The organism is Nonomuraea terrae (assembly GCF_004348995.1).
Taxonomy (GTDB): Bacteria; Actinomycetota; Actinomycetes; order Streptosporangiales; family Streptosporangiaceae; genus Nonomuraea; species Nonomuraea terrae.
This window is the reverse complement of record NZ_SMKQ01000025.1, coordinates 16,097-39,531: the sequence shown is the minus strand read 5'-3', so window position 1 is coordinate 39,531 and position 23,435 is coordinate 16,097. Positions and strand designations below refer to the sequence as shown.

The window sequence follows — 23,435 nt, the reverse complement described above, 5'->3', positions numbered from 1 at the left end:
GGCGTCGCGGCTACCTGTGGACGACCAGGACGGCGTGGTGGTCGGTGCCTTCAGGTCCGTCGGGATCGGCGTGCACCGTGGCGGCCCGCAGACGCGGCAGGTCGTGAACGAGCCGGTGCTCGGCCTCCACCGATACGGCGTGCGCCTCGACCAGGGAGAGCTCATGGCTCACCACGATGTCGATCTCGGCGCGAAGGGAGTGGCCGATCCAGCGCATGCGCAGCGAGCCGACCCGGCGCACCCCGGGGGTCTCGGCGACGATCTGCTCGGCCTTGGCGATCAGCGCGGGGTCCACGGCGTCCATCAGCCGGTGGTAGACCTCGCGGGCGGCGTCACGCAGTACGTAGAGGATCGCGACGGTGATGAGCAAGCCGATGATCGGGTCGGCGTACGGCCAACCGGCCCATACTCCGGCCGCTCCGAGCAGCACGGCCAGTGAGGTGAAGCCGTCGGTGCGGGCGTGCAGGCCGTCGGCGACGAGGGCCGCGGAGCCGATCTCGCGGCCGACCCTGATCCGGTAGCGGGCCACCAGTTCGTTGCCGAGGAAGCCGATCACTCCCGCGGCGGCGACCCAGCCGAGCGCCTCCACATCCTGGGGGCTGATCAGCCGCTTGACGGCCTCGTACCCGGCCAGGCCCGCCGAGGCGGCGATGATCAGCACGATGATGATGCCGGCCAGGTCCTCGGCTCTGCCGTATCCGTAGGTGAACCGGCGGGAAGCCATCCGCCGGCCCACCGTGAAGGCGATCGCCAACGGCACCGCGGTCAGGGCGTCGGCGAAGTTGTGCAGGGTGTCGCCGAGCAGGGCCACCGAGCCCGACATCATGAAGATCGCTACTTGGGCGAGAGCGGTGACGGTGAGTACGGCGAAGGAGACGGCCAGGGTGCGCATGCCGCGACGGCTGGTCTCCAGCGCCTGATCGGTCCTGGTCGCCGCGTCGTGACTGTGTGGCGTCACCACATGGCGGAGGCGTTCCCCTAGGGTGCGCCTGGGGGATGCATGGCCGTGGCCGTGTCTCTGTCCCTGGCCCTGTCCGTGATCTCGTCCGTGGGGCGGTTCTGGGCGTCTGCGCGCGTTCATCTGCTGCTCCTCGTCCTGTCTCGGCGGAGCACGGGGGCTCTAGGGTCATACCCGCCAATATGTATCCATATGCGCACGCAAGCACATGTTAGGTGCGTCAACCATGCAGCAGCACAACGGTGGCCAACCGACCGGAGCGCAGGTGGAGGTGGCGGTCAGGGCGTTCCGCATGCTCTCTGACGCCACCAGGCTGCGCCTGTTGTGGGCTTTGGCCCAGGACGAGTACGACCTGGGCAACCTCGTCACGGTGGTGGGAGCGACCCGGCCCGCCGTGTCGCAGCATCTGGCCAAGCTGCGGCTGGCCGGCCTGGTGGCCTGTCGCCCGGAAGGCAGGCGGGTTCTCTACCGTGCCCGCGACTCTCACATCCGAGCATTGATCGCCGAGGCGGTCCATCATGCCGATCACGAGGTGTCGAGGATCCCGCGGCACGAGTGATCCGGCGGGCATATCGCGTGCCGCCCGGTGGGCGCTGCGTCGATCATCAAAGACACACCCAAGCCGACACTCGGATTCGGCGTGGTCCACCGGGAGGCGGGCTTGTGGTCATCGCATGGATGACATATTCGCGAGTGCATACATCTATACGGGTCAACGCGTCAGCGGTGGTGGCCCGTCCACAGTTCCGGTGATCACTGCCCCCCGGTGAGCTCGGCCCGAAAGCAGCGCCGCCACGGCGGCGACGAGTGACCGTTGCGAAGCCAATCGCTTGGGAAGCAATCCCGGAGGATCTCGTGCACGTACCCGACGGCTTCTTCACCGTTCCGATGTCCCTGGCCACGGGCGCCGTGGCCGCCAGTGGCGTCGCCTACTGCCTGCGCAGGGCGAGAGACGAACTGGACGACCGGATGGCCCCGCTGGCCGGGCTGGTGGCTGCCTTCGTCTTCGCCGTGCAGATGCTGAACTTCCCCGTCGGCGCCGGAACGAGCGGCCACCTGCTCGGAGGCGCGCTGGCAGCGATCCTCGTCGGACCTTATACCGGGGTCTTGTGCATCGCCGTGGTCGTCACGGTGCAGGCCCTGTTCTTCGCCGACGGGGGGCTGACCGCCCTGGGCGTCAACATCTGCCTGATGGGGCTGGTGACCGTCCTCGCCGGATACGGGATCTTCCGCGCGGTCGGCAAGCTGGTTCCACGCAACCGGACCGGCGTCGTCATCGCGTCCTTCGTCGGAGCCATGCTGTCGGTGCCCCTGTCCGCCCTGGCGTTCACGGGACTGTACGCCATCGGCGGGACCTCCTCGATCGATCCCGTCACGGTCGCCGCGGCCATGGGCGGCGTTCACGTGGTCATCGGCCTGGGCGAAGGCGCGATCACGGCGTTGACCGTCAGCACCGTGCTGGCCGTACGGCCCGACCTGGTGTATGGCGCGCGCAGCCTGATCGGGCCCTCGACGCTGCGCACGGCCTCCGGTGAGCTGGTCTCGGCTCGGCCGGCGGAAGGAGCCCATCGCGCGGCTCCGCGTCTTCGGCCCTTCCTCGTCGGCGGGACCGCCGCAGCCGTCGTGCTCGCGGGGCTGGTCAGCTTCTACGCCTCGGCGAACCCTGACGGCCTGGAGCGGGTGGCAGCCGACTTCGGATTCCTGTCCCAGGCGCAGGACCATCCGCTGGGCAACTCGGCGTTCGCCGACTACAGCATCAAAGGCGTCGATGACGAACGGTTGTCCGTGGGACTGGCCGGCGCGCTCGGGGTGGGGATCTCGCTGGCCGTGGGCGCCGCTGTGACCTGGTCGCTGCGACGCAGAGCCCGCCGCCGGTCAGGAGCCGCGACCATCGCCGAGCCGCTGACGCCGGAATCGTGACTTCATGGCCGCCGGACAGAGTCACCACCTGTATCTCCACGCCGACACGCCCGTCCACCGGCTCCCGCCGCAGTGCAAGCTGCTGTCGCTGATCGCGTTCGTCCTGATCGTCGTGGCCACCGATCCAGAACGGTTCTGGGCGTTCGCCCTCTACCTCGTGCTGCTCGGCGTGGTGGCCGTGGCGGCTCGCGTCCCCCTGAGGCTGCTGTTGCGGCGGATGGTCGTCGAGGTGCCGTTCGTGATCTTCGCGGCGGCGCTGCCGTTCCTGTCCGAGGGGGAGCGCATGACCGTCCTCGGCCTGTCGATGAGCGCGGACGGGTTGCTCGACGCGTGGAACATCGTGGCCAAGGCGACGCTCGGGGTGATCGCCTCCATCCTGCTGGCCGCCACCACCGAGCCGAGGACCCTGCTGCTCGGCGCCCAGCGGCTGCGGCTTCCGCACCTGCTGGTGCAGATCGCCGCCTTCATGCTGCGCTACGTCGAGGTGATCCTCGACGAGATGCGCCGGATGCGGATCGCGCGGGAGTCCCGCGCGTTCGTGGCGCGCGACATCCGGCACCTGCCCGTCGTGGCCCGTTCGGCGGGAGCCCTGTTCATCCGCTCGTACGAGCGTGGCGAACGTGTGCACCTGGCCATGCTCAGCCGCGGCTACACCGGCACCATGCCCGTCATCCAGGACGTGCGCGGCTCCGCCGCGCAGTGGGCGCTGGCCGCCACCCTGCCCGCGGCCGCGATCACGATACTCATCGGAGGACTGCTGTGAACTCTCTGCTGGTCGAAGGGCTGATGCACGCCTACCCCGACGGCACCCAGGCCCTGTTCGGCGTGGACCTGTCGATCGAGCGGGGAGAACGGGTCGCGCTGCTCGGGCCCAACGGCGCCGGCAAGACGACACTGGTCATGCACCTCAACGGCATCCTCACGCCCAGCCTGGGGACGGTCGCCGTCGGCGGGCTGCCCGTGTCCCGCGACAACCTCAAGGAGATCCGGCGCCGCGTCGGCCTGGTCTTCCAGGATCCCGACGACCAGCTGTTCATGCCGACGGTCCGCGAGGACGTCGCCTTCGGCCCCGCCAACCTCGGCATCCGAGGCGACGAGCTGGAACGGCGGATCTGCGCGGCGCTGGAGCGGGTCGGGATGCTCGACATGATCGACCGGCCACCGCACCATCTGTCCGGCGGACAGCGCCGCCGCGTCGCCGTCGCGACCGTGCTCGCCATGGAGCCCGAGATCCTGGTTCTCGACGAGCCGTCCTCGAACCTGGACCCTGCCGCGCGCCGCGAACTGGCCGACATCCTGCGCTCGCTCGATGTCACCATCCTCATGGTCACCCACGACCTGCCGTACGCCCTCGAACTGTGCGAGCGGTCCCTCATCCTGTCCGGCGGGACCGTCGTCGCGGACGGCCCGACGGCCGCGATCCTCGCCGACCCCGAGCTCCTGAGCCGGCACCGCCTGGAGCTCCCGTACGGCTTCTCGGTTCGAACGCCCATGTGAGGAGTGACTCCAGCACAGCTCTCCGGCCCAGGACAGCGTCACCGGTGACCTCCAGCCCTGCCTCGCGGGCACGAGTCTCACTTTCGACGACCTCGGCCACGCGTCAGACCGTGCCGTGTTGTCGGTGGCGTGTGCGAGCATGTCGCCTTCGCCGGGCGTCGTAAGGAGACCCCTTGTTCAGATCACTGCCCGCGGCGGCCAGGACGCTGGTGTGGGTGCGGATTCTCAATCAGCTCGGCGCATATGCGCTGTCGTTCCTCGCGGTGCTGGCAGGGCCGGATCTGGCAGCGGCGGCGCTGGCCCTGTTCGGGGTGACGGCGTTGGTCTCGCGCTGGGCGGGGGCGTTCCTGCTGGATCGGTGCTCGCCCCGTGGGGTGCTGGCCGCCGGGCTGGCCGCGACCGGCGTGGCGCTGATCGTGTTGGCGCTGGCACACGGCCCGGCGCAGGTGCTGATCGCGATCGCGCTGGTCGGGCTGGCCTTCGAGCTGTATGAGCCGGCGGCCCAGGAACTGCTGGCGCGGGCGAGTTCGGGCGAACAGCGCCATACGACGTATGCGGTGATGGGCGTGGCGTTGTCGGCGGCCGGAGCGGCCGGGGGGCTGCTGGCCGCGGTGTTGCTGCCGCTGGGAGTGCGCTGGCTGGTGGCCGCCGACGCACTCACCTGCCTGGCGGCGGCCGCCGTGGCGATGGCGTTCCTGCCCCGCGAAGAGGGCCGGCGCGGCGCGCGCCGCGCCCGAGCCGCTGAGCGCTGGCGTCCGCCGGCTCTGCTCCTGCGGTTGACCGTGGCCGGCACCGCGTTCGCGGTCGGCTCCCTGGCGGTGATGATGTACCTGCCGCTGGCGCTGTTGGAGCGCGGCGTGGCCGCGTGGGCGCCCGGTATGACGCTGGCGGGTGCGGCCGTGGTGGCTCCGCTGGCGTTGTGGGCGGCTCGGCGGCTGCTGTCCGGGCGCGCGCACGGGGTCATCCTCGGCGTCGGCACGGTGCTGCTCGGGGTGTTCGCGCTGGTCATGGCGCTGACCACCAGCCCGCCGCTCACCATTGCCGCCTACCTGGCCTGCACCGCGGTCAACAGCGTGCTGCTCGGCCGCTGGCAGTCGGTCGTCGCCGATGCCGCTCCGGAGTCCGATCGGCCGCGCTGGTTCGCCTTTCAGGGATCGTCATGGGGTCTGGCACAGCCCGCCGTCCCGCCTCTCGCCGCGCTGGCCGCCTGGCCCGTCGGCGCCGTCGGGGCGGGCGCCTTCCTCACTGCGGGAGTGGCGTTCCTGCTGGTGCCGTTCGTGCTGCGCCGCGCTCACGAGCTCACGGCCTGACGGCGCCGTCGCGGCGAGTTCCGGCGAGCTGGAGCCGCAGCCGTCACTGGATCGGTGCCGGAAGGCCGCGTCCAGTTCGGCCGGGGTGCCGGTGATCCCCTTCCCCTCGAACCCGACGGTCGCCCGGTCTACCTGGGTCTGGGTCGGACTCTGATCAGCAGCCCGACATCTGCTGCGCCCGCCCGTACGCGTCGGCTGTCAGGTCGCTGCCCATCTGCGGGTTCGCCGGTCTGGAACTTCCCTATGGCACGTAACTGTGGTTACAGTAACTATGGTTTCAATACTTGATGGCAAGCGAGCGAGGTGGGCCGTGACAGGGGCGATGGGGCAGTGGGTCCTGCTGGCGTACCGGATGCCCCGGCAGCCGTCCACGCTGCGGATCACGATCTGGCGCAAGCTCGATCGGCTCGGCGTGGCGAGGCTCGGCGACGGGCTGGTCGCGTTGCCCGCCGACGCGCGTACGCGTGAGCAGTTGGAGTGGATCGCGGAGGAGATCGGCGAGATGGGCGGCACGTCGACGCTCTGGCTGGCCGCGCCTGGGAGCCAGGGGCAGGAGCAGGCGATAGCGGCGGAGATGCGCCGGGCCAGGGCTGAGGAGTACCAGGCGGTGATCGCGCAGGCGCGCGGCGCGGCGCAGGCCCGGCCGGGGGAGCGGGCGAGGGTGGTCAAGCGGTTGCAGGCCGAGCTGCGGCGGATCGGCCGCCGCGACTACTTCCCGCCGGCCGAGCGGGACGAGGCGCGCCTTGCCGTCCAAGCCCTCGTCGAGCAGAGCGCCGCCGTGAAGGAGGAGTCACGGTGAAGTGGGCAACCCGTCGGGGAGTGCACATCGACCGGGCGGCCTGCGCCTGGCTGGTCCGCCGGCACCTGGATCCCGATGCGGAATTCGTGTTCGTCGGCGACCCCGCCGAGGTGCCCGAGGACGCCACGCCCTTCGACATGCGCGGCGTGGAGCTGTCCCATCACGGCGGCGACTGCTCGTTCGAGACGATCCTGCACCGGTACGAGCTGGCCGATCCGGTGCTGTGGAAGATCGCCGAGATCGTCCATGAGGCGGACATCGACGACGAGCGCTTCGACGCCCCCGAGGCGCCCGGACTGGACGTGATCCTGCGCGGCCTGTCGATGACCTGCGACGACCGGCGGGTGCTGGAGCTCACCGGGCCGATCTTCGACGGGCTGTACGAGTTCTACCGGCGTGGCCTGCTGCTGGGACGAGAACCGGCATGAACGGGGCCGTGCGCGCCGCCGCCATGGAGATCGGCCACGACCTCGCTCTTCCGACAGGTCCGCCTGCCGGAGGAACGACATCCCTGCCCCCGCGGAGGTTGGCATGGCCCAGCAGCTGACCGAAGACGTCATCCCGTTCCGGCAGGCGCTACGGGCCTGGTTCCTGATCTCGTTGCAGACCTTCGGCGGCCCGGCCGGGCAGATCGCCGTCATGCAGCGCACCCTCGTGGAGGAGAAGCGCTGGATCGGCCAGCAGCGCTTCAACCACGCGCTCAACTACTGCATGCTGCTGCCGGGCCCCGAGGCACAGCAACTGGCCATCTACGTGGGCTGGCTGCTCAACGGCACCCGGGGCGGCCTGGTCGCCGGCACCCTGTTCGTGCTGCCCGGAATGCTTGCGTTGCTGGCGCTGTCGGCCGTGTACATCCTGTGGCAGGACACCACCGTGGTGACCGCCCTGTTCGCCGGGATCGCCCCGGCGGTGCTGGCCATCGTCGCCCAGGCCGTCATCCGGGTCGCCAAACGGTCGCTGACGCATCCGGTGTTCGTCGCCGTCGCGGTGGCCGCCTTCCTCGCACTGGCGCTGTTCGGCGTGCCGTTCCCCATCGTGATCGCCGTTGCCGCACTCAGCGGCTGGACGACGTACAAGGTGACCCCGCATGTGCTCACGCAGGGTAACGGGCACGGCGGTGACGGTGGGCCCGCCCCGCTGATCCCCGACGACGCTCTGCATCATGCACAGCCCAGCCTGCGCTCCGCGGGCAGGATCCTGGCCGTCGGGCTGGTCGCGTGGTGGCTGCCGGTGGCCGCAGTGGCACTGTTCCTGGGTGCCGACAGCGTCTTCACCACTCAGGGCCTGTTCTTCTCCGGCACCGCCCTGGTCACCTTCGGCGGCGCGTACGCGGTGCTCGCCTTCGTCGCCCAGCGCGCGGTGGAGACCTACGCCTGGCTCACACCCGGTGAGATGGTGCGCGGGCTGGCCCTCGCGGAGACCACGCCGGGGCCGCTCATCATGGTCGTGCAGTTCGTGGCGTTCCTCGGCGCCTACCGGGATCCCGGTGCCCTGACCCCGTGGGCGGGCGCGCTGCTCGGTGCCCTGCTCACCACCTGGGTCACCTTCGTGCCGTGCTTCCTTTTCATCTTTCTAGGCGCTCCCTATGTCGAGCGGCTGCGGCACAACACCGCCATCAGCGCCGCACTGACGGGCATCACCGCCGCCGTCGTCGGCGTCATCGCCAACCTGGCCCTCTACTTCGCCGAGCACACCCTGTTCACCCGCACCTTCACCTGGGGTTGGGGCCCGTTCAGCATCCAGCTCCCTGAGACGGGGACGATCAGCCCGATCGCGCTGATGATCACCGTGGCGGCGCTCGTCATGACCTTTGTCCTGAAGTGGCCGATGCTGCGTATCCTCGGCATCTGCGCCGTGCTCGGTCTGGCCACCGTGCTGCTGTGACGTTCACAGCGGGAGCAGGAACAGGCTGCTCGGAGTGCTCACCACCGACAGGGCGAGCGTCAGGAGCAGCAGGTGCGGCGGCCACGGTCTTGGTGCTGTCGGCACATGTACTTCCGTCGCCGCTCAGCGGATGCTCCGGGGATGACAGAGCCGGTGGTTGCATCTGACGCGACGTCAGGACATAGCGTTCCTGGCGGGTGATCGATGTGACCGAACGACGCTGGAAGATCGGCGAGCTTGCTGCCGCGGCCGGCCTGACGGTGCGGACCTTGCACCACTTCGACCAGATCGGGCTGCTGCGCCCGGCCGAGCGGTCGGCGGCTGGTCATCGTCTTTACACCGGTGATGACGTCCGTCGGCTGTATCAGATCGTGGCGCTACGTGAGCTGAGGATGCCCCTCGGTCAGATCGCGGGCTCCCTGGACGGCGATGGGGGCGATCTGAGGGCGGCCATCGAGCAGCAGCTCGACCAGGTGGAACGGCAACTCACGCTGAACCACACGCTGCACCGGCGGCTGCAGGCACTTCAACGGGCGTTGCGGGAGGCCCGCGAGCCCTCGATCGATCAGCTCCTCGAGGCGATGGAGGCGATGATGCAGGCCAAGAACCTGACAGACGAGCAGTTCGCGCGGCTCAAGCGGCGGCATGTGGAGGTGGGCGACGAGGGGTTCGCCCGATGGCGGCAGCGGATGGCGGATCTGGCGGATCGGGTGGTCGACCACGCGGAGCGCGGCACCGACCCCGCCGACCCGGCGGTGCAGGAGCTCGCCCAAGAGTGGTTCGAGACCGTCACGGAGATGACCGGCGACGACAGGAGCGTTCTCTCGGCCCTCTACGCGAAGATCGACCGGCAGGGGCCTGAAGCCGCGACGAAAGGACTGCTCACCGCCCTTGGCTGGGAGTACCTCAAGCGGGCCTTCGCTGTCGGCTTCGGAAGCGTCCGCTGATCGCCGCGCTCGGGTGGGATCAAGCTGCGTCCGGGCGGAGAGTCGGCACCGGACGGAACGAGTTCTGCGCCGTACCAGGCGAACCCCGCAGAGGCCGCGGCTCACGAGTCAGCAGGTCAGCAGCCCGTTCAAGACCGGGAAAAGGTTCGCGAGGGTTGCAACTGCGAGTGATTGGTAAGTGAATAGTTGTCGCGTGCGTACATGAATACATATAGTCGGCATCCTGGGACTTATGTGGAAAGGAGCGGTATGTCCGTAGAGCAGGAGCCGACCTGGGGTGACCATGGCCACGGGCACGGGCACGGGGCGGCGGGTAGGGCCGCTCGGCTGCGCGGTCTGCTTGCGCGTGCGGGACATGCCTTCACTCCGCACAGCCACGACAGCGCCGGCAAGACGGACGCGGCGCTGGAGTCGAGCAGCCGCGGCATGCGGGTCCTCGCGCTCTCCTTCGCGATGTTGATGGTGACCGCGCTCGCCCAGGCGGTCATCGTGGCGTTCTCGGGATCGGTGGCCCTGCTGGGTGACACCCTGCACAATTTCGCCGACGCCCTGACGGCGGTGCCGCTGGCCATCGCGTTCTGGGTGGGCAGGCGGGCGGCGACGCGGCGGTTCACCTACGGCTACGGCCGGGCCGAGGACCTGGCCGGGATCGTGATCGTGGTCATCATCGCCGCGTCGGCCGCCCTGGCCGGGTACGAGGCCGTCAAGCGACTGATCGACCCGCAGGACGTGCGGGCTCTGTGGTGGGTCGCGGCGGCGGGCGTGATCGGGTTCGTCGGCAACGAGTGGGTGGCCCGCTACCGGATCAAGGTCGGGCGTGAGATCGGCTCGGCCGCACTGGTCGCCGACGGCCTGCATGCCCGTACCGATGGTTTCACCTCGCTGGCCGTGCTGCTCGGCGCCGGAGGCGCGGCGCTGGGCTTCCCGATCGCCGACCCCGTCATCGGCCTGCTGATCACCGTGGCCATCTGTTTCGTCCTTCGGGACGCGGCGCGCGAGATCTACCACCGCCTGATGGACGCCGTCGACCCGGCTCTCGTGGACCAGGCCGAAGACATCATCCGCGGCGCCCCTGGCGTCAAGGACGTGGGCGCGGTCCGGCTGCGCTGGGTCGGCCACGCCCTGCACGCCGAGGTCGACATCGTGGTCAGCCATGACGAGACCCTGGTCGGCGCTCACGCGATCGCGGTGGAGGCCGAGCACCGGCTCATCCATGACCTGCCCCGCCTGCGCGCCGCCACCGTGCACACCGATCCGGGAGGCGTCGAAGGCGTGGATCACCACGCGGTCCTGGCGACGCACCGCTAGTCCGCGGGTACGGCCATCCCTCTCGCGGCTGCCTGTCGTCGCATCGCGAGGGCCACGCCCGCCAGGGCGACCAGAAAGACGGAAAGCGCTGCGCCGGCCGGTCACCAGATCGGTGGCCGGCGGCGGGCGCCGTGAGGCACAAACCACTCCTCCGCCCCGACCGGCAACAGCATCCCCACTGCCACGTGTACCGCTGCCGCGATGGCACCCCCGAGCGTCACCGGCTCGACAGACAGCCGGCGCCGCGGGCGCCGTCTCCGTCCTGCGCGCGTTGGGCTGTGAGGACCCGTTCTGGCGGAGTTTTCAGGTCGATTATGTGGCGTTTTGGGCTGAGTTTTATGAAGATGGAACGATGGAGCGTGTGCCGCAGGATGACGGTGCGGCCGAGGCTCGGAAAGTTGTGACCGGGAAAGCTAGGCGGTTGGTCGTCGTGGGCGGCGCACTCGTCGTCGTGGCGGTGCTGGCGTACTGGCTGGGAAGCAGCGGGGGGAACGGCGAAGCGGCCGCACCCGGGCCGAGCGCGACGCCGACGCCCAGCGCGGCGCTCACAACGGCCGAGGTCTTCGAGAAGGTCGGGCCGTCGGTGGTGGTCATCCAGGCCGGGAAGTCGCTCGGAACCGGGGTGATCGCGGCCGAGGACGGGACGATTCTGACGGCGCACCACGTCATCGAAGACTCCGAAGACGTCACCCTGACGTTCGCCGACGGCACCAAGGCGAAGGCTGTTGTCGTGTCGTCGGATCCCAAGCGCGACGTCGCGACCCTCCAACCCGCGGAGCTGCCGGAGATCGTCGTCCCGGCGACGCTCGGCGGTGGCGTGGCCGTGGGCGCGCCCGTCGTGGCGATCGGCAATCCGCTGGGCCTGACCTACAGCGTCTCCACCGGGGTCGTGTCGGGCCTGAACCGGAGCGCCGAGAACGGCGACCTGAGCGGGCTCATCCAGTTCGACGCCTCCGTCAACCCCGGCAGCTCCGGCGGCCCTCTCCTGGACGCTCGCGGCCTGGTCATCGGGATCGTCGTCTCGATCGCCGACCCGGGAGGCGACGAGGCGTTCGCCGGCATCGCGTTCGCGGTGCCGATCGGCGCGGCCCTGGGCGGCGGCGAAGGCGACGGCCCGCCGGGTGACGGGCCCGAGATCTGACCGAGAGCGTCACGAGAAGGGACACCATGACCTCGACCAAGCCCCCCGAGTCGGCCCATCCGCTCGAACATGTGCTGTTCGAGGTCAAACGCACGATCGTCGGCCAGGACGTCCTGCTGGAGCGCATGGCCGTCGCGCTGATCGCCGACGGCCACCTGCTCGTCGAAGGAGTGCCGGGCCTGGCCAAGACGCTCGCGGTGAAATCGCTGGCCGCCGCGATCGCCGGGAGTTTCCAGCGCGTCCAGTTCACCCCCGATCTGGTGCCCGCCGACCTCGTGGGCACGCGGGTCTACCACCAGCACTCCGGGGAGTTCAAGACCGAGCTCGGCCCGGTGTTCGCGAACCTGCTGCTGGCCGACGAGATCAACCGCGCCCCCGCCAAGGTGCAGAGCGCCCTGCTGGAAGTGATGCAGGAGCATCAGGTGACGATCGGCCGTGAGACGTTCCGGGTGCCCGAGCCGTTCCTGGTCATGGCGACGGAGAACCCGATCGAGTCGGAGGGCACCTACCCGCTGCCCGAAGCGCAGGTCGACCGGTTCATGATGAAGGTGATCGTCGACTATCCGACACAGGCCGAAGAGCAGGCGATCGTCGGACGGGCGCTGCGTCCGCCCGAGCCGCCACAGCCGATGGTGACGGCCGAGGACCTGATCGCGATGCGGGCCCGCGCCCAGCAGGTCTACGTCGATCCGGCGATCGTCGACTACGCGGTGCGGCTGGTCTCCGTGACGCGTTCCCCCGCGACGGCCGGGCTCGGCGAGCTGGAACCGTACGTCACCCACGGGGCGAGCCCGCGGGCGTCCATCGCGCTCGTCACGGGCGCCCGGGCGCTGGCGCTCCTGCGCGGCCGCGACTACGTCCTGCCGCACGACCTGTCCGAGCTCGCGCTCGACGTGCTGCGCCACCGCCTCGTGCTGTCCTACGAGGCCCTCGCGGACGACGTCGACGCCGACACGATCATCACCAGGGTGCTCGGGGCCGTCCGGACGCCCGACGTCGTCCTGCAGAACCGCTGAGCCATGGCCACCGCTCCCGAGAGACTCCTGCTCCACCTGGAGTGGAAGGTCGTCCGCAGACTCGACGGCCGGCTCCAGGGCGCCCACCGCACCGCGTACCGCGGCTCCGGGATCGACTTCACCGGGTTGCGCCCCTACAACGACGGCGACGACGCCCGGCACATCGACTGGAACGTGACCGCGCGGCTGGACGAGCCGCACGTGCGCGTGTTCACCGAGGATCGCGAGCTGACGGTGTGGCTCGTGCTCGACCGGTCGGCGTCGATGGCGGCCGGCCGGCCGGGGCGCGGCAAGCACGACGTGCTCGCCGAGCTCGCGCTCGTCCTCGCCCGGCTGTTCGGCCGGGGCGGCAACCGCGTCGGCGCCCTGCTCTTCGACACCGGGATGCTGCGCGTCGTGCCGCCCGGCACCACCCGGCGGCACGCGCTGCGAATCGGCGCCGAGCTGGAACGCACCGCCGGGGCGCGTGGCGGCGCCACCACCGACCTGGCGGAGATGCTCGATGCGGCCGGACGGCTCGCGCGCCGCCGCGCACTCGTCGTCGTGCTGTCGGACTTCATCGGCGACGGCGACTGGGAGCGTTCCCTCCAGCGCCTGGCCCGGCGGCACGAGGTGGTCGCCCTGCGGATCGTGGACACCGCCGACGACGTGCTGCCCGAAGCCGGGCTGATCGTGGTCGAGGACGCCGAGACCGGCGAGCAGCTCGTCGTCGACTCCGCCGACCCGCTGTTGCGGGTCCGCTTCCGTGCCGCCGTCGATGCCCGCGACGCCCGGCTCGCGGCGGGCATGCGCCGGGCAGGGGTGCCCGTCCACCGCGTCGACACCGACCGTGATCTGGCCGAGGCGCTCGTCGAGGTCGTCGCCCGGAACCGGGACCGGTCGTCATGACCGGGGTCGCCGGAGGAGGCTCATGACCCTGTCCTCCCCGCTGCTGCTGGCCGTCGGACTGCTCGTCACGGCGGCGCTCGCCTGGGCGGCCGTCGTCTCGGCCCGCCGGCGGACGGCCGCGCTCGCCGCGGCCGGCGTCGCCGTGGCGGGCGGACGCCGGGCGTACCTCGGAACCGGCCTGACGATCGCCGGCGTCGGGGTGCTCGCGATCGCCACCGCGGGACCGGCGGCCATGGTGCCGGTCCCGCGGACCGCGGGCACCGTCATCCTCGCCATCGACGTCTCCAACAGCATGGGCGCCGACGACGTCGCGCCGACCCGGCTGGCGGCCGCGCAGCGGGCGGCTCGCGCGTTCGTGGCGGCGCAGCCCGGCAGCGTCGACATCGGAGTCGTCGCGTTCGAACGGGGCGCGCTCACCACCGCACGGCCGGACGCCGACCACTCCATCGCGCTCAAGGCCATCGACCGGCTGAAGCTCACCGGCGGCACCTCGCTGGGGACGGCCATCATGGCGTCACTGTCGGCGATCACCGGCGAGCAGGTGGCCCTCGGCCGCGACGGCACCGCGCCCGACATCGGCTACTGGCCGTCGGCGACGATCGTGATGTTCTCCGACGGGCAGAACCAGGGCCCGGACGTCGAACGCGCCGCCACCGTCGCCCAGAAGGCGGGCGTCCACATCCACACCGTCGGGGTCGGCACCACGGCGGGGGCGACGGTGAAGGTCGACGGTTACCACCTGCAGACCTCGCTCGAGGAGGACACCCTCACCTTGATCGCGCAGACCACCGGCGGCGCCTACCACCCCGCCTCCGACGCCGCGCGGCTCGACGGGATCGCTGACACCATCGACCTGCGGCTCACCGTCTCCGACGAGCCGCTGCCCCTCGCCGGCGGGCTGATCGGGCTCGCCCTCGCGCTGCTCACCGGGGGAGCGGCGCTCACCGTGCTCCGGTCTGGACGGGTGATCTGAATGTCGTTCGCATGGCCGTGGTCGCTGCTGTCCCTCCTCGTCATCCCGCTGATCCTCGCCGTCCGCTGGTGGGCGCTGCGCCGCCGCAGGCGGGCCGCCGTCCGCGTCACCTCGATGGCGCTCGTACGAAGCGCCCTGCCCGGCCGTACGCGCTGGACGCGGAAGATCCCCCCGGCACTGCTCATCGCCGGACTCGCGCTGCTCGCGGTCGGGGCCGCGCGCCCGCAGGCGTCGGTGCCGGTGCCGCAGACCTCGGCGACGATCCTGCTCGCGCTCGACACCTCCGGCTCGATGTGCTCCACGGACGTCGACCCCAACCGCATCACCGCCGCGAAGAAGGCCGCCGCGGAGTTCATCGAGTCGCAGCGGGGCGGGCCGCGCATCGGCCTGGTCACCTTCGCGGGCACCGCGGGTCTGCTCGTCCCTCCCACCGACGACACCGAGTCGCTGATCGAGGCGCTGGACGGCCTCACCGTGGCCCGCGGCACCGCGATCGGGCAGGCCATGCTCACCTCGATCGACGCGATCGCGGAGGTCGACCCGTCGGTCGCCCCCACCGGGGCGAACCCCGGCGGCCGTGGCGAAGGCTACGCCGGCGCCGCGATCGTCGTGCTCACCGACGGCGCCAACACCCAGGGCGTCGACCCGCAGACCGCCGCCCAGGAGGCGGCCCTGCGCCGCGTCCGCGTCTTCACCATCGGCTTCGGCACCACGAACCCGGCCCCGATGGTCTGCGACAACTCCCAGTTCGACGGCCGCGGCTTCGGCGGTTGGGGCGGCCGCGGCAGATTCGACAGCGGCCGCAACGTTCGCCTGATCGACGAGCCCGCACTCGAACAGATAGCCCAGACCACCGGCGGCTCCTACCACCGCGCCGAGAACGCCGACCAGCTGCAAAGCGCCCTCGACGCCCTCCCCGGCAGCTTCACCGTCATCCACCAACGGGTCGACACCGCCGCCGCCTTCGCCGCCGGCGGCGCCATCCTCATCACCGCGGCCCTGTCCCTCTCCCTCTGGTGGAACCGCCCCCGGGCCCCGACCCGCTGACGGCGCCTGCGGAACGCCGCAGCGTTCCCGGCCGGTTCCGCTTGCTGGGACGGACGAAGGTTCCTAGGTGGTGTCCGGGCCGTAGAGCGTGGCGATGTCCTTGGCGGTGGCCCACCGGCTGTAGGTAGGCGACTGCGGCCACCCGTCGGGTGAGTCCTGCCACTCCTCCTGCCGCCCGTACGGCAGCAGGTCGATCAGCGCGAAGGTGTGGCTGAGCTGCTCGGTGCCGCGGCCGTTGGTGTGCCAGGTGCGATACACGGTGTCGCCGTCGCGCAGGAACACGTTGACGGCGAAGCCTCCGCCGGGCGGCGCGCCGACGTCGGTGCCGAACGGGCTGTCGGCGGTGGAATACCAGGCCATCGTGTTGCCGACCCGCCGTTTGTAGGCGAGTGCTTCGTCGATGGGGCCTTGGGTGACGATGACGAACCGGGCATCGTAGTCGTCCAGGAACTCCAGCCGGGTGAACTGCGAGGTGAACCCGGTGCAGCCGGGGCACTGCCATTCCTTGCCCGGGAACCACATGTGGTTGTAGACGATCAGCTGTGTCCTGCCTTCGAAGATGTCCGCCAGCCGAACCGGTCCGTGCTCGCCGTCGAGGGTGTAGTCCGGCATCCTCACCATGGGCAGGCGGCGGCGCTCGGCGGCGATGGCGTCGAGCTCCCGGGTCGCGGCCTTCTCCCGGGCACGCAGTGCTTCGAGCTGACGCTGCCAGGTGCCGGCGTCGACGACGGGCGGTAGCGGGTTCATGCTCATGGTCTCTCCTGATCATGTGCGGCTTGCGGTGCACAGGAGTAGACCTGGCCCGGTCGTCGAATTCATCGCCTGCCGGCCGATCCCGTCCGGAAATTCACGGAACGAGGGCGCACGCTCCGGCAGAACCCACACCGGCGGCGTCCGCTTGTCGAGCTGCTGAGGCGATGAGGACAGGCGTCGCCGGCAGACGATTGCGCAGGTCGGCTTGAGGAAGGCCATGTCTACGCCGGCTTCCCGGCGGACGCGCGCGGCGGAAGGCGTGCGGCAGGGTCCGCGGGTCCCATTCGCAGGGACACGTCCAGCGAGGCGTGAACCGTTATGAACGGGGTCGCCCATATATCACTTCCGTGGACGTTAACAGCCTTGATCGATTGGCGTCGAGGATGAAGACTGCCGGTGAAGTTATGCCAGAAAGGTGCCCTTTTCATGCTGACGCGTCGCTTACTCGCCGTAGTACTGGCCTGCGCAGTTGTTGGCCTGCCTGCGGCTCCCGCCGCCGCCGATCCCCCCACCCATCCTGGAGGCCCCTGCCTCCAGGACAACCAGAACGTCAGCCGGAGCAGTGTCGCCGGCTACGCCGATGTCGTCAACGGCCTGGACCGCATCGCGCGGACCAGTAAAGGCCTGGTGACCGTGCACAAGGCCGGGCGCTCGGGCGAGGGGCGTGACCTGCTGTACGCGACCGTCGGCCGCGGGCCCGACGTCTTCTGGCTGCACGCCCGCATCCACGGAGACGAGCTGCACTCCACCGAGTCGGTCCTCCAGGTCCTCGACCACCTGGCCTCGGGCGACCCCGACGCGCGGCTCATCAGGGAACGGATGACGGTGATCGTCATCCCCATGTACAACCCCGACGGCGCCGAGGCCAACATCCGGCAGAGCACCACCCCCAACCGCATCGACCTCAACCGCGACTGGGAGAACTTCGCCCAGCCCGAGTCCCGCGCGTGGTACGCGCTCTGGCAGCAGATGCGGCCACGCTTGGCGCTCGACCTGCACCACATGGGCACTGCGCCGGTGGTGGAGGGGACCGACGAGCTGAACCAGTTCCAGATCGGCATCCGGCCGATCGACCCCTCGCGGATGACCGCGACGCAGTGGCGCACAGCCCAGCAACTGTCGATGGTGTCGGTGAACGCGCTCGACGGGTTCGGGCAGACGCACGTAGCGCGCTATCCGGACATCGACATCACCAACGCGGTGCTCTCCCGGATGCTGCTCGGCGGGCCGGGCCCCGACGGCAGCAGCCCCGGCTTCGCGACGCAGGGCGCGATCTTCTACGAGGTTCGCTCGGTCGGGCAGAAGAGCAACGGCTACCTCGAGCGGCTGTTCACCGTGCCCACGATGGCGGTGCTGAACGCGGTGGCGCGCGGCGAGTTGGCCGGGACAGATGTGTCGGGCATCGACGCCATCCCCCGCGCCACGCAGGGAACGTGCGGCGTCTGACCTCATCCGGCACCCAGCGCGACGCGCCGACCGGCCTCGCTCTACGACCTGTGGGGTACGTGCTTCGACACGTCGCACATCGTGCTGGTGTTTGAGACCGTCCTGGGGACGTTCCGCAGGATGTTCGTCGTCGCGGGCGAGGACAAGGTGCAGCCGCCATCTGCTGCGTGCCGCACTGGATCCAAAAAGCCCGCGGCGTCGACCTCGTCCGTGCGCGCCTTTTCAGCGGGAGCGTGCCGGACTTTCGCAGGGAACCGCCACGCGGTCAGGCGACCACGCGGACGGTCTTCAGCGAGGGGTCGGCGGCGTCCGGAATGACCATGCCGCCCTCCAGTCCGCTGTGCAGGCACTCCAGGACGTCGCGGTTGAGGCGCTCGCCCGGCAGCGCGGCCGGGATGCCGGGCGGGTACGGGGTGAGTAGTTCGGCGTTGATCCGCCCGCTCGCCTGCTGCCAGGGCACGTGTTCGACCGGGCCGAAGAACGCGTCTCGCGGCAACAGGGCTTGCTCCAGCCGCAGCTCGGACGGCGGCGGGATGCGCAGGCGAGGGGCGGGCGGCAGCTCGGTGGCGCGCTCGGCGAGGTCGTGCAGCGCCCGCAGGAGCCGGTCGGTGCTGTGCTCGTCGTCGGCGTGGGTCAGCTGGACGCCGATGCGGCGGTGGTCGGACAGGCCGACGTTGATCTGGTGCTGCTCGCGCAGCCAGTCGGCGGCCTGGTAGCCGCCCGTGCTCAGATCGCGCACCTCGACCATGAGTTGCAGCGGGTCGGCGTCGAACGCACGCCCGGGCCCGCAGAAGTCGTCACGGCCGTGCACGTGCAGACCGCCGATCTCCTCGATCCGCGCACGCGTCGCCTTTGCCAGCGCGAGCGTGCCGTCATGGATGGCGTGGCCGTGCTCGACCATTTGACGGCGCCAGCCGTCCAGCGTGGCATGGACCAGCACCGATGGGCTGGTGGTGCTGAACAGGTCGGCCCGTTCCTTGAGCAACTCCGGTGCGATCAGGTCGCCCTGGAGATGGAAGACGGAGCTCTGCTCCAGTCCGGAGCCCATCTTGTGGATGCTGGTGACGCACACGTCCGCGCCGGCGTCCATCGCCCACGTCGGCAGGTCCGGGTGGAACGGCAGGTGCGCGCCCCAGGCTTCGTCCACGATCAGCGGCTTGCCGTGCTCGTGACAGACCCGGGCGAGAGCGGCCAGGTCGGTGCAGGTGCCGTACGGGGTCGGCGTGACCACCAGCGCCCCCTTGGCGTCCGGGTGCTCGGCGAACGCCTCAGGGGCCGGTGGGTGGGCCAGATGCATTTTCTCGTCCCATTGCGGCTCGACCCACACCGGACAGATCCCCGGCAGGATCAGACCCGCCACCACGGACTTGTGCGTGTCCCGGCCGATCAGCAGCTTCTCGTGCGGTTCCGCGACCGACAACATGGACGCCTTGACCGACAGGGAGCTGCCACTTAGGTGGAGAAGAACGTCTGAGAATGATCCATGGGGCCGCTCTTGCCCTGGAGCCGGAGACGAAAACGGCTCTTGCCAGTGGTTCACCCCACAGCGCCGCGGTTCACCTGGACCTCAGCCGGTTCATGGCGCGGGCGAGCGTGACGCCGTACACGACGTGCCCCGCCGCCAGCACCGCCTGACGGCCCGGCCGATCCTGTTGGATCGGCGGCAGGATGCCCAGGCCCGGCACCCAGCCGGCGTAGCTACCGATCCAGATCGTCAGCGCGTACGCGATGCCGAGCGAGACCCGGGGCCTGCCGTCCCCGGGTCAGGAGGCCGAACAACGCGCCGGATGCGGTGCCGAAGCCGAGGTGGGCGACCGCTCCTAATGCCTTCTCGCCCGGTTTGCGGCGGTGTTTGTGGCCGGGAAGGGCGGCGCGGACGATACGTTTCGGCGGCTGGTCGGGCATCATGCCCGCCCGCTCGCCCGCGACCATCACCGCGCTCATCGCGGCGGTGGCCACGGCGCCGCTGACCACACCGTGAACGAGGTTGCGCATCATGGGTGTCGCCGCTGCCCGCTGGCCGTTCCCCGAAACGAACGGGCGCCGAAACGGCGTGGAGGGTCCTGCCGCCCAGGGCACCGACCGTGCGGGAAGCGGGACCAGTGCTGTACGGGTAGTCGAAGTGTCGAGCCCAGCGGAGAAGTTCCGTCTCGGTGACGTACGCGAAGTGTCCGTTCAGGCCACGTCCTGGATGTGGCCGGCTGGCGGGCGGGAGCGGAATAGTGGCAGGTCAGGACAGGGAGGCCAGCAACGGGCTCCCAGATGCATGTCCTCGCGGATCGTGCGAGCCGTCCTTACCCAGATGCGCCAGGCCCTGACCGCTCAACAACGCGAACAGGCAGCTCCACCACGGCTGATCGGGCTGTACCTGAGAGGCGATGGACGGCGATCCGGTCAACCCAAGGGGCGCGATCATTGCTCCCCGTCACCATGAACATGGCGAAATCCTGCATGTTTCATCCGTCATCACCGGGAATGTGATGGATCCGAGGCTGGGCTGTGGCCACCGTACCGGTCCGGCCCGTAGCCGTGCCCCTGATGTCTCATCACGAAAGGGCCCTTGATGGCTGAGCAGCAGGACGTGATCGCGGTGCTCGTGACCGACCATCGCGAGGTCGAGGAGATGTTCACCCAGCTGGAGCAGATGAGCGGCGATGGCGGCGAGCGGGCCAAGACGCTGGCCGAGAAGGTGGTCATCGAGCTGATCCGGCACTCGGTCGCCGAAGAGGCGTATCTGTACCCGGCCGCGCGGGAGCACATCGAGGGCGGTGATGCGCTGGTCGATGAGGAGATCGCCGAGCACGCCGAGGCCGAGGAGACGATGAAGCAGCTGGAGCGGCTGGAGCCGGGCGACGCGGAGTTCTGGCCGACGATGGAACGGTTGATGCGGGAGATCCGTCACCACATCCAGGAAGAGGAGAACGATCTCTTCCCGCGGCTGCGGCAGGCTTGCTCACAGGAGCAACTGGTGGACTTGGGCGGCAAGGTGCAGCGGGCCAAGAAGATGGCGCCGACCCGTCCCCACCCGTCCGCGCCCGACACCCCGCCCGGCAACAAGTTGCTTGCTCCCGGGGCCGGGCTGGTGGATCGCATCCGTGACGCGTTGACCGGCCGCGGACGCTCCTGAGCTCGTTCCGGTCGGCGTCCCGCCTGGCGTCGCTGGGAGTCACGCGCTTCCTTCTTCCCCAGCCCCGGCCGATCCCGCTGGACGCCCCTGCGGTGTGCAGCGAAGGTGATTCGGGTGACGGCCCTGGAGCGCTTGCCGTGCCGGCGCCGGACAATGTGGAAGGTCCACCGTCTCTTCCAGGTGTACTCGGTCTGCTCCCAGCAATGTTTCCCGACCGTCGGGCGCTCACTTCCAAGACTCTGTCAGAGAAGCGCCCGCCTGGTCGGCGTGCGGATTCACCTCATCTGTGCAGGGCAACTGACCTGAGCCGATGAACCGACTGGTGGAGGGCGTCGATGGCCGGACGAATCATGATCATGACCGCCGTCGCAGCGGTAGCGCTTTCTCCCGTGGCCGCGGGCGCGGTCACCGAACCCGAACTGAACGACCAGGACCGTACGTTCCTGGTCCAGGCGCACCAAGCCAACCTGGCCGAGATCCAGGCCGGAAACGCCGCCGGTGACAAGGCGGCCACGGAAGAGATCCGCGAAGTGGGCACGATCCTGGTCAGGGACCACACCACACTCGATCGCGCCGTCAAGCGGGAGGCTGACCAAGCCGACGTGGACCTGCCGAGCGAACCGAACCCACAGCAGCGCGCCGCACTGGCCCAAGTGTCGGCCAAGAGCGGCGAGGACTTCGACGAGGCGTGGGTGGCCTCTCAGATCACCGGTCATCGCCAGACGCTCGCGGCCATAGAGGAACAGCTGCGCAATGGAGCGAACCCGGACGTCAAGAAAGTCGCGTCCGACGCTCGCCCCGTCGTGCAGATGCACCTCGATGCCCTGCTCCGTGCAAACCGCACCCACTGACGGGCAGTGACAGGCACGGCGCGCGCCCTGGTCGCAGAGCGCGCGCCTCGCCTCTGCCCTGTGGTGCGGTCCACGGAGGCCCACAGGTGGAAGAAGGAACCATGGCAGCCAAAGCCGGGGAGAAGGCGCAAGAGAGCGGCGTCTTTCACTGCGCGAAGTGCAGCGAGAAGGTGCAGGTCAAGAAGGGGGACAAGATCCCTAAGTGCCCGAACGGACACGCCACCTTCGACCGCCGCACCGACGAGCCGGGTAGGTGATCATCGTGTCCCCGCGCCGGAAGGTTGCCGGCGCGGGAGCATACATGGCTGGGAAGTCAGCGAGGAGCTGTGGGCGGTGATCGAGCCGCTGTTGCCCGAGCGGAAGCGGCGGTTCCGGCATCCGGGACGTAAGCGGCGCGATGACCGGCTGGTCAGCGGGCGTTACTCCTCGGCCGTGCCGGGTTTCGTGCTGATGCGTTCCTGATAGATGTCCGCGTAGGTAGGCGAGTCCTTGATCAGGTCGTCGGAGAAGGCGGCGACGTCGTTGCCGATGAGTTCCAGGACTCCCTTGCCGGCCGCGACGCCCTCCTCGAAGAAATCGACGACTCCCGTGAGCAGCGATCCGTCAGCCAGCGCGACCGGCCCGACCTTGAAGAAGTACCTCTGCATCTCCTTGTAGACGATCTGGTAGTCCGGCGGGAGCGCCTTGACCCGCGCCATGTGCGCCCGCCACTGCTTCTTGCCCTCGATGATGTCGTGGATGCCCACGTCAGCCTCCTAGCCGGCCCAATTTCCTCGCGACGTTCCTGTTCAGCTGCTCGCGCCACCGGTCGCGAAAGCTCCGGGCTCCTTCTCCGCCGGCCAGCGCCGCGCAGAAGCCCGCGATGTCGTCTCCCAGCACCTCGTGAATGCTCTGCCCATCGGTCGCTGTCTCTTCGAGCAGCCCCAGAGCACCGTCGAGAATCGGCATCAAGTTTCGACCTGTGAAGTCCCCGTAGAGAAAAAGATGACCCTTGATCTCGTCCCACGCCGCCCGGTGGTCGGCCGGCAATGCCCCGGCCCGAGCTTCGAACGCCTTCCATTCCCTGGTGAGATCGTTGCCTGTGATGGTCTCCCAGAAGTTCATCTCCCGCCCTCCTTCAGCTTGCCGAGCCGTGATGTGATGTACTCCCATTTCGCCCAGAACGTCGCGAGTTCTTGACGCCCCGCGTCGTTGAGCGCATAGAACTTGCGAGGCGGGCCCAGCCCGGACGGTCGTTTCGTCACCTGGACGAGGCCCTTCTTCTCCAGTCGCAGCAGGATGGTATAAACCGTCCCTTCGACGACGTCGGCGAAGCCGAGTTCGTTCAGCCGACGCGTGATGGCGTACCCGTAGGTCTCCTCGCTGCCGATGATCTCCAGCACGCAGCCCTCGAGCGTGCCCTTCAGCATCTCCGTCAGGTCGTCCATCGTGGGCCCTCTTCGGTCTCCAAGTACTCGGTAATACCGAGTACCGCTACAAAGTACCACAGAGTAGCGGATCGGGGGTGCTCAGCGGGAACTCGACCCCGCCGACGCTTTCGGACCATCCTCCGGCGCGGGTCGACCCCGAG

The 23,435-nt window shown here is 69.7% G+C and carries 27 protein-coding genes; 19 read left to right on the top strand and 8 right to left on the bottom strand.

Annotation, left to right across the window (positions count from 1 at the left end):
* Nucleotides 1–10: 10 nt before the first annotated feature.
* A complete protein-coding gene (locus tag E1286_RS12005) occupies nucleotides 11–958 on the bottom strand; it encodes a cation diffusion facilitator family transporter (protein ID WP_246074763.1) in 948 nt (315 codons plus the stop codon).
* Nucleotides 959–1,184: 226 nt separating this feature from the next.
* Here E1286_RS12005 and E1286_RS12000 point away from each other — a divergent pair, with 226 nt between their 5' ends.
* The 15 genes from E1286_RS12000 (at nucleotide 1,185) to E1286_RS11930 (ending at nucleotide 15,688) form a co-directional block, all read left to right on the top strand.
* A complete protein-coding gene (locus tag E1286_RS12000; protein ID WP_246074761.1) occupies nucleotides 1,185–1,517 on the top strand; it encodes an ArsR/SmtB family transcription factor in 333 nt (110 codons plus the stop codon).
* Between the two features lie 296 nt (nucleotides 1,518–1,813).
* Nucleotides 1,814–2,878, top strand: coding sequence for an energy-coupling factor ABC transporter permease (locus E1286_RS11995; protein ID WP_132611716.1), 1,065 nt, complete (start codon nucleotides 1,814–1,816; stop codon nucleotides 2,876–2,878).
* Nucleotides 2,879–2,882: 4 nt separating this feature from the next.
* Nucleotides 2,883–3,641: a cobalt ECF transporter T component CbiQ gene (cbiQ, locus tag E1286_RS11990; RefSeq protein ID WP_132611714.1), complete on the top strand. Its 759-nt coding sequence runs from the start codon at nucleotides 2,883–2,885 to the stop codon at nucleotides 3,639–3,641.
* Between the two features lie 23 nt (nucleotides 3,642–3,664).
* On the top strand, nucleotides 3,665–4,375 hold the full coding sequence (locus E1286_RS11985) for an energy-coupling factor ABC transporter ATP-binding protein (protein ID WP_132611764.1): 711 nt from the start codon (nucleotides 3,665–3,667) through the stop codon (nucleotides 4,373–4,375).
* 173 nt (nucleotides 4,376–4,548) lie between these two features.
* Complete coding sequence (locus tag E1286_RS11980; protein ID WP_132611712.1) at nucleotides 4,549–5,685, top strand: MFS transporter; 1,137 nt, start codon at nucleotides 4,549–4,551, stop codon at nucleotides 5,683–5,685.
* A 310-nt stretch (nucleotides 5,686–5,995) separates the two neighbouring features.
* On the top strand, nucleotides 5,996–6,484 hold the full coding sequence (locus E1286_RS11975; protein WP_223189838.1) for a Chromate resistance protein ChrB: 489 nt from the start codon (nucleotides 5,996–5,998) through the stop codon (nucleotides 6,482–6,484).
* Nucleotides 6,481–6,912, top strand: a complete 432-nt coding sequence (locus E1286_RS11970; RefSeq protein WP_132611710.1) for a chromate resistance protein ChrB domain-containing protein — start codon at nucleotides 6,481–6,483, stop codon at nucleotides 6,910–6,912. The genes E1286_RS11975 and E1286_RS11970 overlap by 4 nt, the downstream gene beginning before the upstream one ends.
* Nucleotides 6,913–7,015: 103 nt before the next feature.
* Nucleotides 7,016–8,368 (top strand): chromate efflux transporter, encoded by a 1,353-nt coding sequence (chrA, locus tag E1286_RS11965; protein WP_132611708.1) that lies wholly within the window; start codon nucleotides 7,016–7,018, stop codon nucleotides 8,366–8,368.
* 197 nt (nucleotides 8,369–8,565) lie between these two features.
* The gene (locus E1286_RS11960) at nucleotides 8,566–9,315 is read left to right on the top strand and encodes a MerR family transcriptional regulator (RefSeq protein WP_132611706.1); all 750 of its coding nucleotides are present in this window, start codon (nucleotides 8,566–8,568) and stop codon (nucleotides 9,313–9,315) included.
* Nucleotides 9,316–9,564: 249 nt separating this feature from the next.
* A complete protein-coding gene (locus tag E1286_RS11955; protein ID WP_132611704.1) occupies nucleotides 9,565–10,623 on the top strand; it encodes a cation diffusion facilitator family transporter in 1,059 nt (352 codons plus the stop codon).
* A 430-nt stretch (nucleotides 10,624–11,053) separates the two neighbouring features.
* Nucleotides 11,054–11,764 carry a S1C family serine protease gene (locus E1286_RS11950; RefSeq protein ID WP_246074759.1) on the top strand — a complete coding sequence of 237 codons (711 nt, stop codon included), beginning with the start codon at nucleotides 11,054–11,056 and terminating at the stop codon, nucleotides 11,762–11,764.
* A gap of 26 nt (nucleotides 11,765–11,790) precedes the next feature.
* Complete coding sequence (locus tag E1286_RS11945) at nucleotides 11,791–12,780, top strand: AAA family ATPase (RefSeq protein ID WP_132611702.1); 990 nt, start codon at nucleotides 11,791–11,793, stop codon at nucleotides 12,778–12,780.
* Between the two features lie 3 nt (nucleotides 12,781–12,783).
* Nucleotides 12,784–13,668, top strand: a complete 885-nt coding sequence (locus E1286_RS11940) for a DUF58 domain-containing protein (RefSeq protein WP_132611700.1) — start codon at nucleotides 12,784–12,786, stop codon at nucleotides 13,666–13,668.
* Nucleotides 13,669–13,690: 22 nt separating this feature from the next.
* Nucleotides 13,691–14,641 (top strand): VWA domain-containing protein, encoded by a 951-nt coding sequence (locus E1286_RS11935; RefSeq protein WP_132611698.1) that lies wholly within the window; start codon nucleotides 13,691–13,693, stop codon nucleotides 14,639–14,641.
* Nucleotides 14,642–15,688 (top strand): VWA domain-containing protein, encoded by a 1,047-nt coding sequence (locus E1286_RS11930; RefSeq protein WP_132611696.1) that lies wholly within the window; start codon nucleotides 14,642–14,644, stop codon nucleotides 15,686–15,688.
* Between the two features lie 63 nt (nucleotides 15,689–15,751).
* On the opposite strand, the gene E1286_RS11925 is transcribed toward E1286_RS11930, so the two are convergent.
* Complete coding sequence (locus E1286_RS11925) at nucleotides 15,752–16,441, bottom strand: DUF899 domain-containing protein (protein WP_132611694.1); 690 nt, start codon at nucleotides 16,439–16,441, stop codon at nucleotides 15,752–15,754.
* A 426-nt stretch (nucleotides 16,442–16,867) separates the two neighbouring features.
* On the opposite strand from E1286_RS11925, the gene E1286_RS11920 reads away from it, so the two are divergent.
* A complete protein-coding gene (locus tag E1286_RS11920; protein ID WP_132611692.1) occupies nucleotides 16,868–17,887 on the top strand; it encodes a M14 family zinc carboxypeptidase in 1,020 nt (339 codons plus the stop codon).
* Nucleotides 17,888–18,152: 265 nt separating this feature from the next.
* On the opposite strand, the gene E1286_RS51250 is transcribed toward E1286_RS11920, so the two are convergent.
* Genes E1286_RS51250 through E1286_RS11910 form a run of 3 tightly spaced genes read right to left on the bottom strand, consistent with a single transcriptional unit; the run spans nucleotide 18,153 to nucleotide 19,885 of the window.
* A complete protein-coding gene (locus E1286_RS51250; protein WP_281282662.1) occupies nucleotides 18,153–19,427 on the bottom strand; it encodes an aminotransferase class I/II-fold pyridoxal phosphate-dependent enzyme in 1,275 nt (424 codons plus the stop codon).
* A gap of 16 nt (nucleotides 19,428–19,443) precedes the next feature.
* Nucleotides 19,444–19,572 carry a hypothetical protein gene (locus E1286_RS51245; protein ID WP_281282661.1) on the bottom strand — a complete coding sequence of 43 codons (129 nt, stop codon included), beginning with the start codon at nucleotides 19,570–19,572 and terminating at the stop codon, nucleotides 19,444–19,446.
* A 13-nt stretch (nucleotides 19,573–19,585) separates the two neighbouring features.
* Nucleotides 19,586–19,885 (bottom strand): DUF6789 family protein, encoded by a 300-nt coding sequence (locus E1286_RS11910; protein ID WP_246074757.1) that lies wholly within the window; start codon nucleotides 19,883–19,885, stop codon nucleotides 19,586–19,588.
* 565 nt (nucleotides 19,886–20,450) lie between these two features.
* On the opposite strand from E1286_RS11910, the gene E1286_RS11905 reads away from it, so the two are divergent.
* The 3 genes from E1286_RS11905 (at nucleotide 20,451) to E1286_RS11895 (ending at nucleotide 22,122) form a co-directional block, all read left to right on the top strand.
* The gene (locus E1286_RS11905; RefSeq protein WP_132611688.1) at nucleotides 20,451–21,014 is read left to right on the top strand and encodes a hemerythrin domain-containing protein; all 564 of its coding nucleotides are present in this window, start codon (nucleotides 20,451–20,453) and stop codon (nucleotides 21,012–21,014) included.
* A gap of 335 nt (nucleotides 21,015–21,349) precedes the next feature.
* Entirely contained in the window at nucleotides 21,350–21,865 is a 516-nt protein-coding gene (locus E1286_RS11900) for a DUF4142 domain-containing protein (RefSeq protein ID WP_132611686.1), read from the top strand.
* Nucleotides 21,866–21,966: 101 nt separating this feature from the next.
* Nucleotides 21,967–22,122, top strand: coding sequence for a zinc ribbon-containing protein (locus E1286_RS11895; protein ID WP_132611684.1), 156 nt, complete (start codon nucleotides 21,967–21,969; stop codon nucleotides 22,120–22,122).
* Between the two features lie 162 nt (nucleotides 22,123–22,284).
* On the opposite strand, the gene E1286_RS11885 is transcribed toward E1286_RS11895, so the two are convergent.
* Genes E1286_RS11885 through E1286_RS11875 form a run of 3 tightly spaced genes read right to left on the bottom strand, consistent with a single transcriptional unit; the run spans nucleotide 22,285 to nucleotide 23,292 of the window.
* Nucleotides 22,285–22,611 carry a DUF1048 domain-containing protein gene (locus tag E1286_RS11885; protein ID WP_132611682.1) on the bottom strand — a complete coding sequence of 109 codons (327 nt, stop codon included), beginning with the start codon at nucleotides 22,609–22,611 and terminating at the stop codon, nucleotides 22,285–22,287.
* 1 nt (nucleotide 22,612) lies between these two features.
* Nucleotides 22,613–22,969: a DUF1048 domain-containing protein gene (locus tag E1286_RS11880; RefSeq protein ID WP_132611680.1), complete on the bottom strand. Its 357-nt coding sequence runs from the start codon at nucleotides 22,967–22,969 to the stop codon at nucleotides 22,613–22,615.
* Complete coding sequence (locus tag E1286_RS11875; protein WP_132611678.1) at nucleotides 22,966–23,292, bottom strand: PadR family transcriptional regulator; 327 nt, start codon at nucleotides 23,290–23,292, stop codon at nucleotides 22,966–22,968. The genes E1286_RS11880 and E1286_RS11875 overlap by 4 nt, the downstream gene beginning before the upstream one ends.
* Nucleotides 23,293–23,435 lie beyond the last annotated feature (143 nt).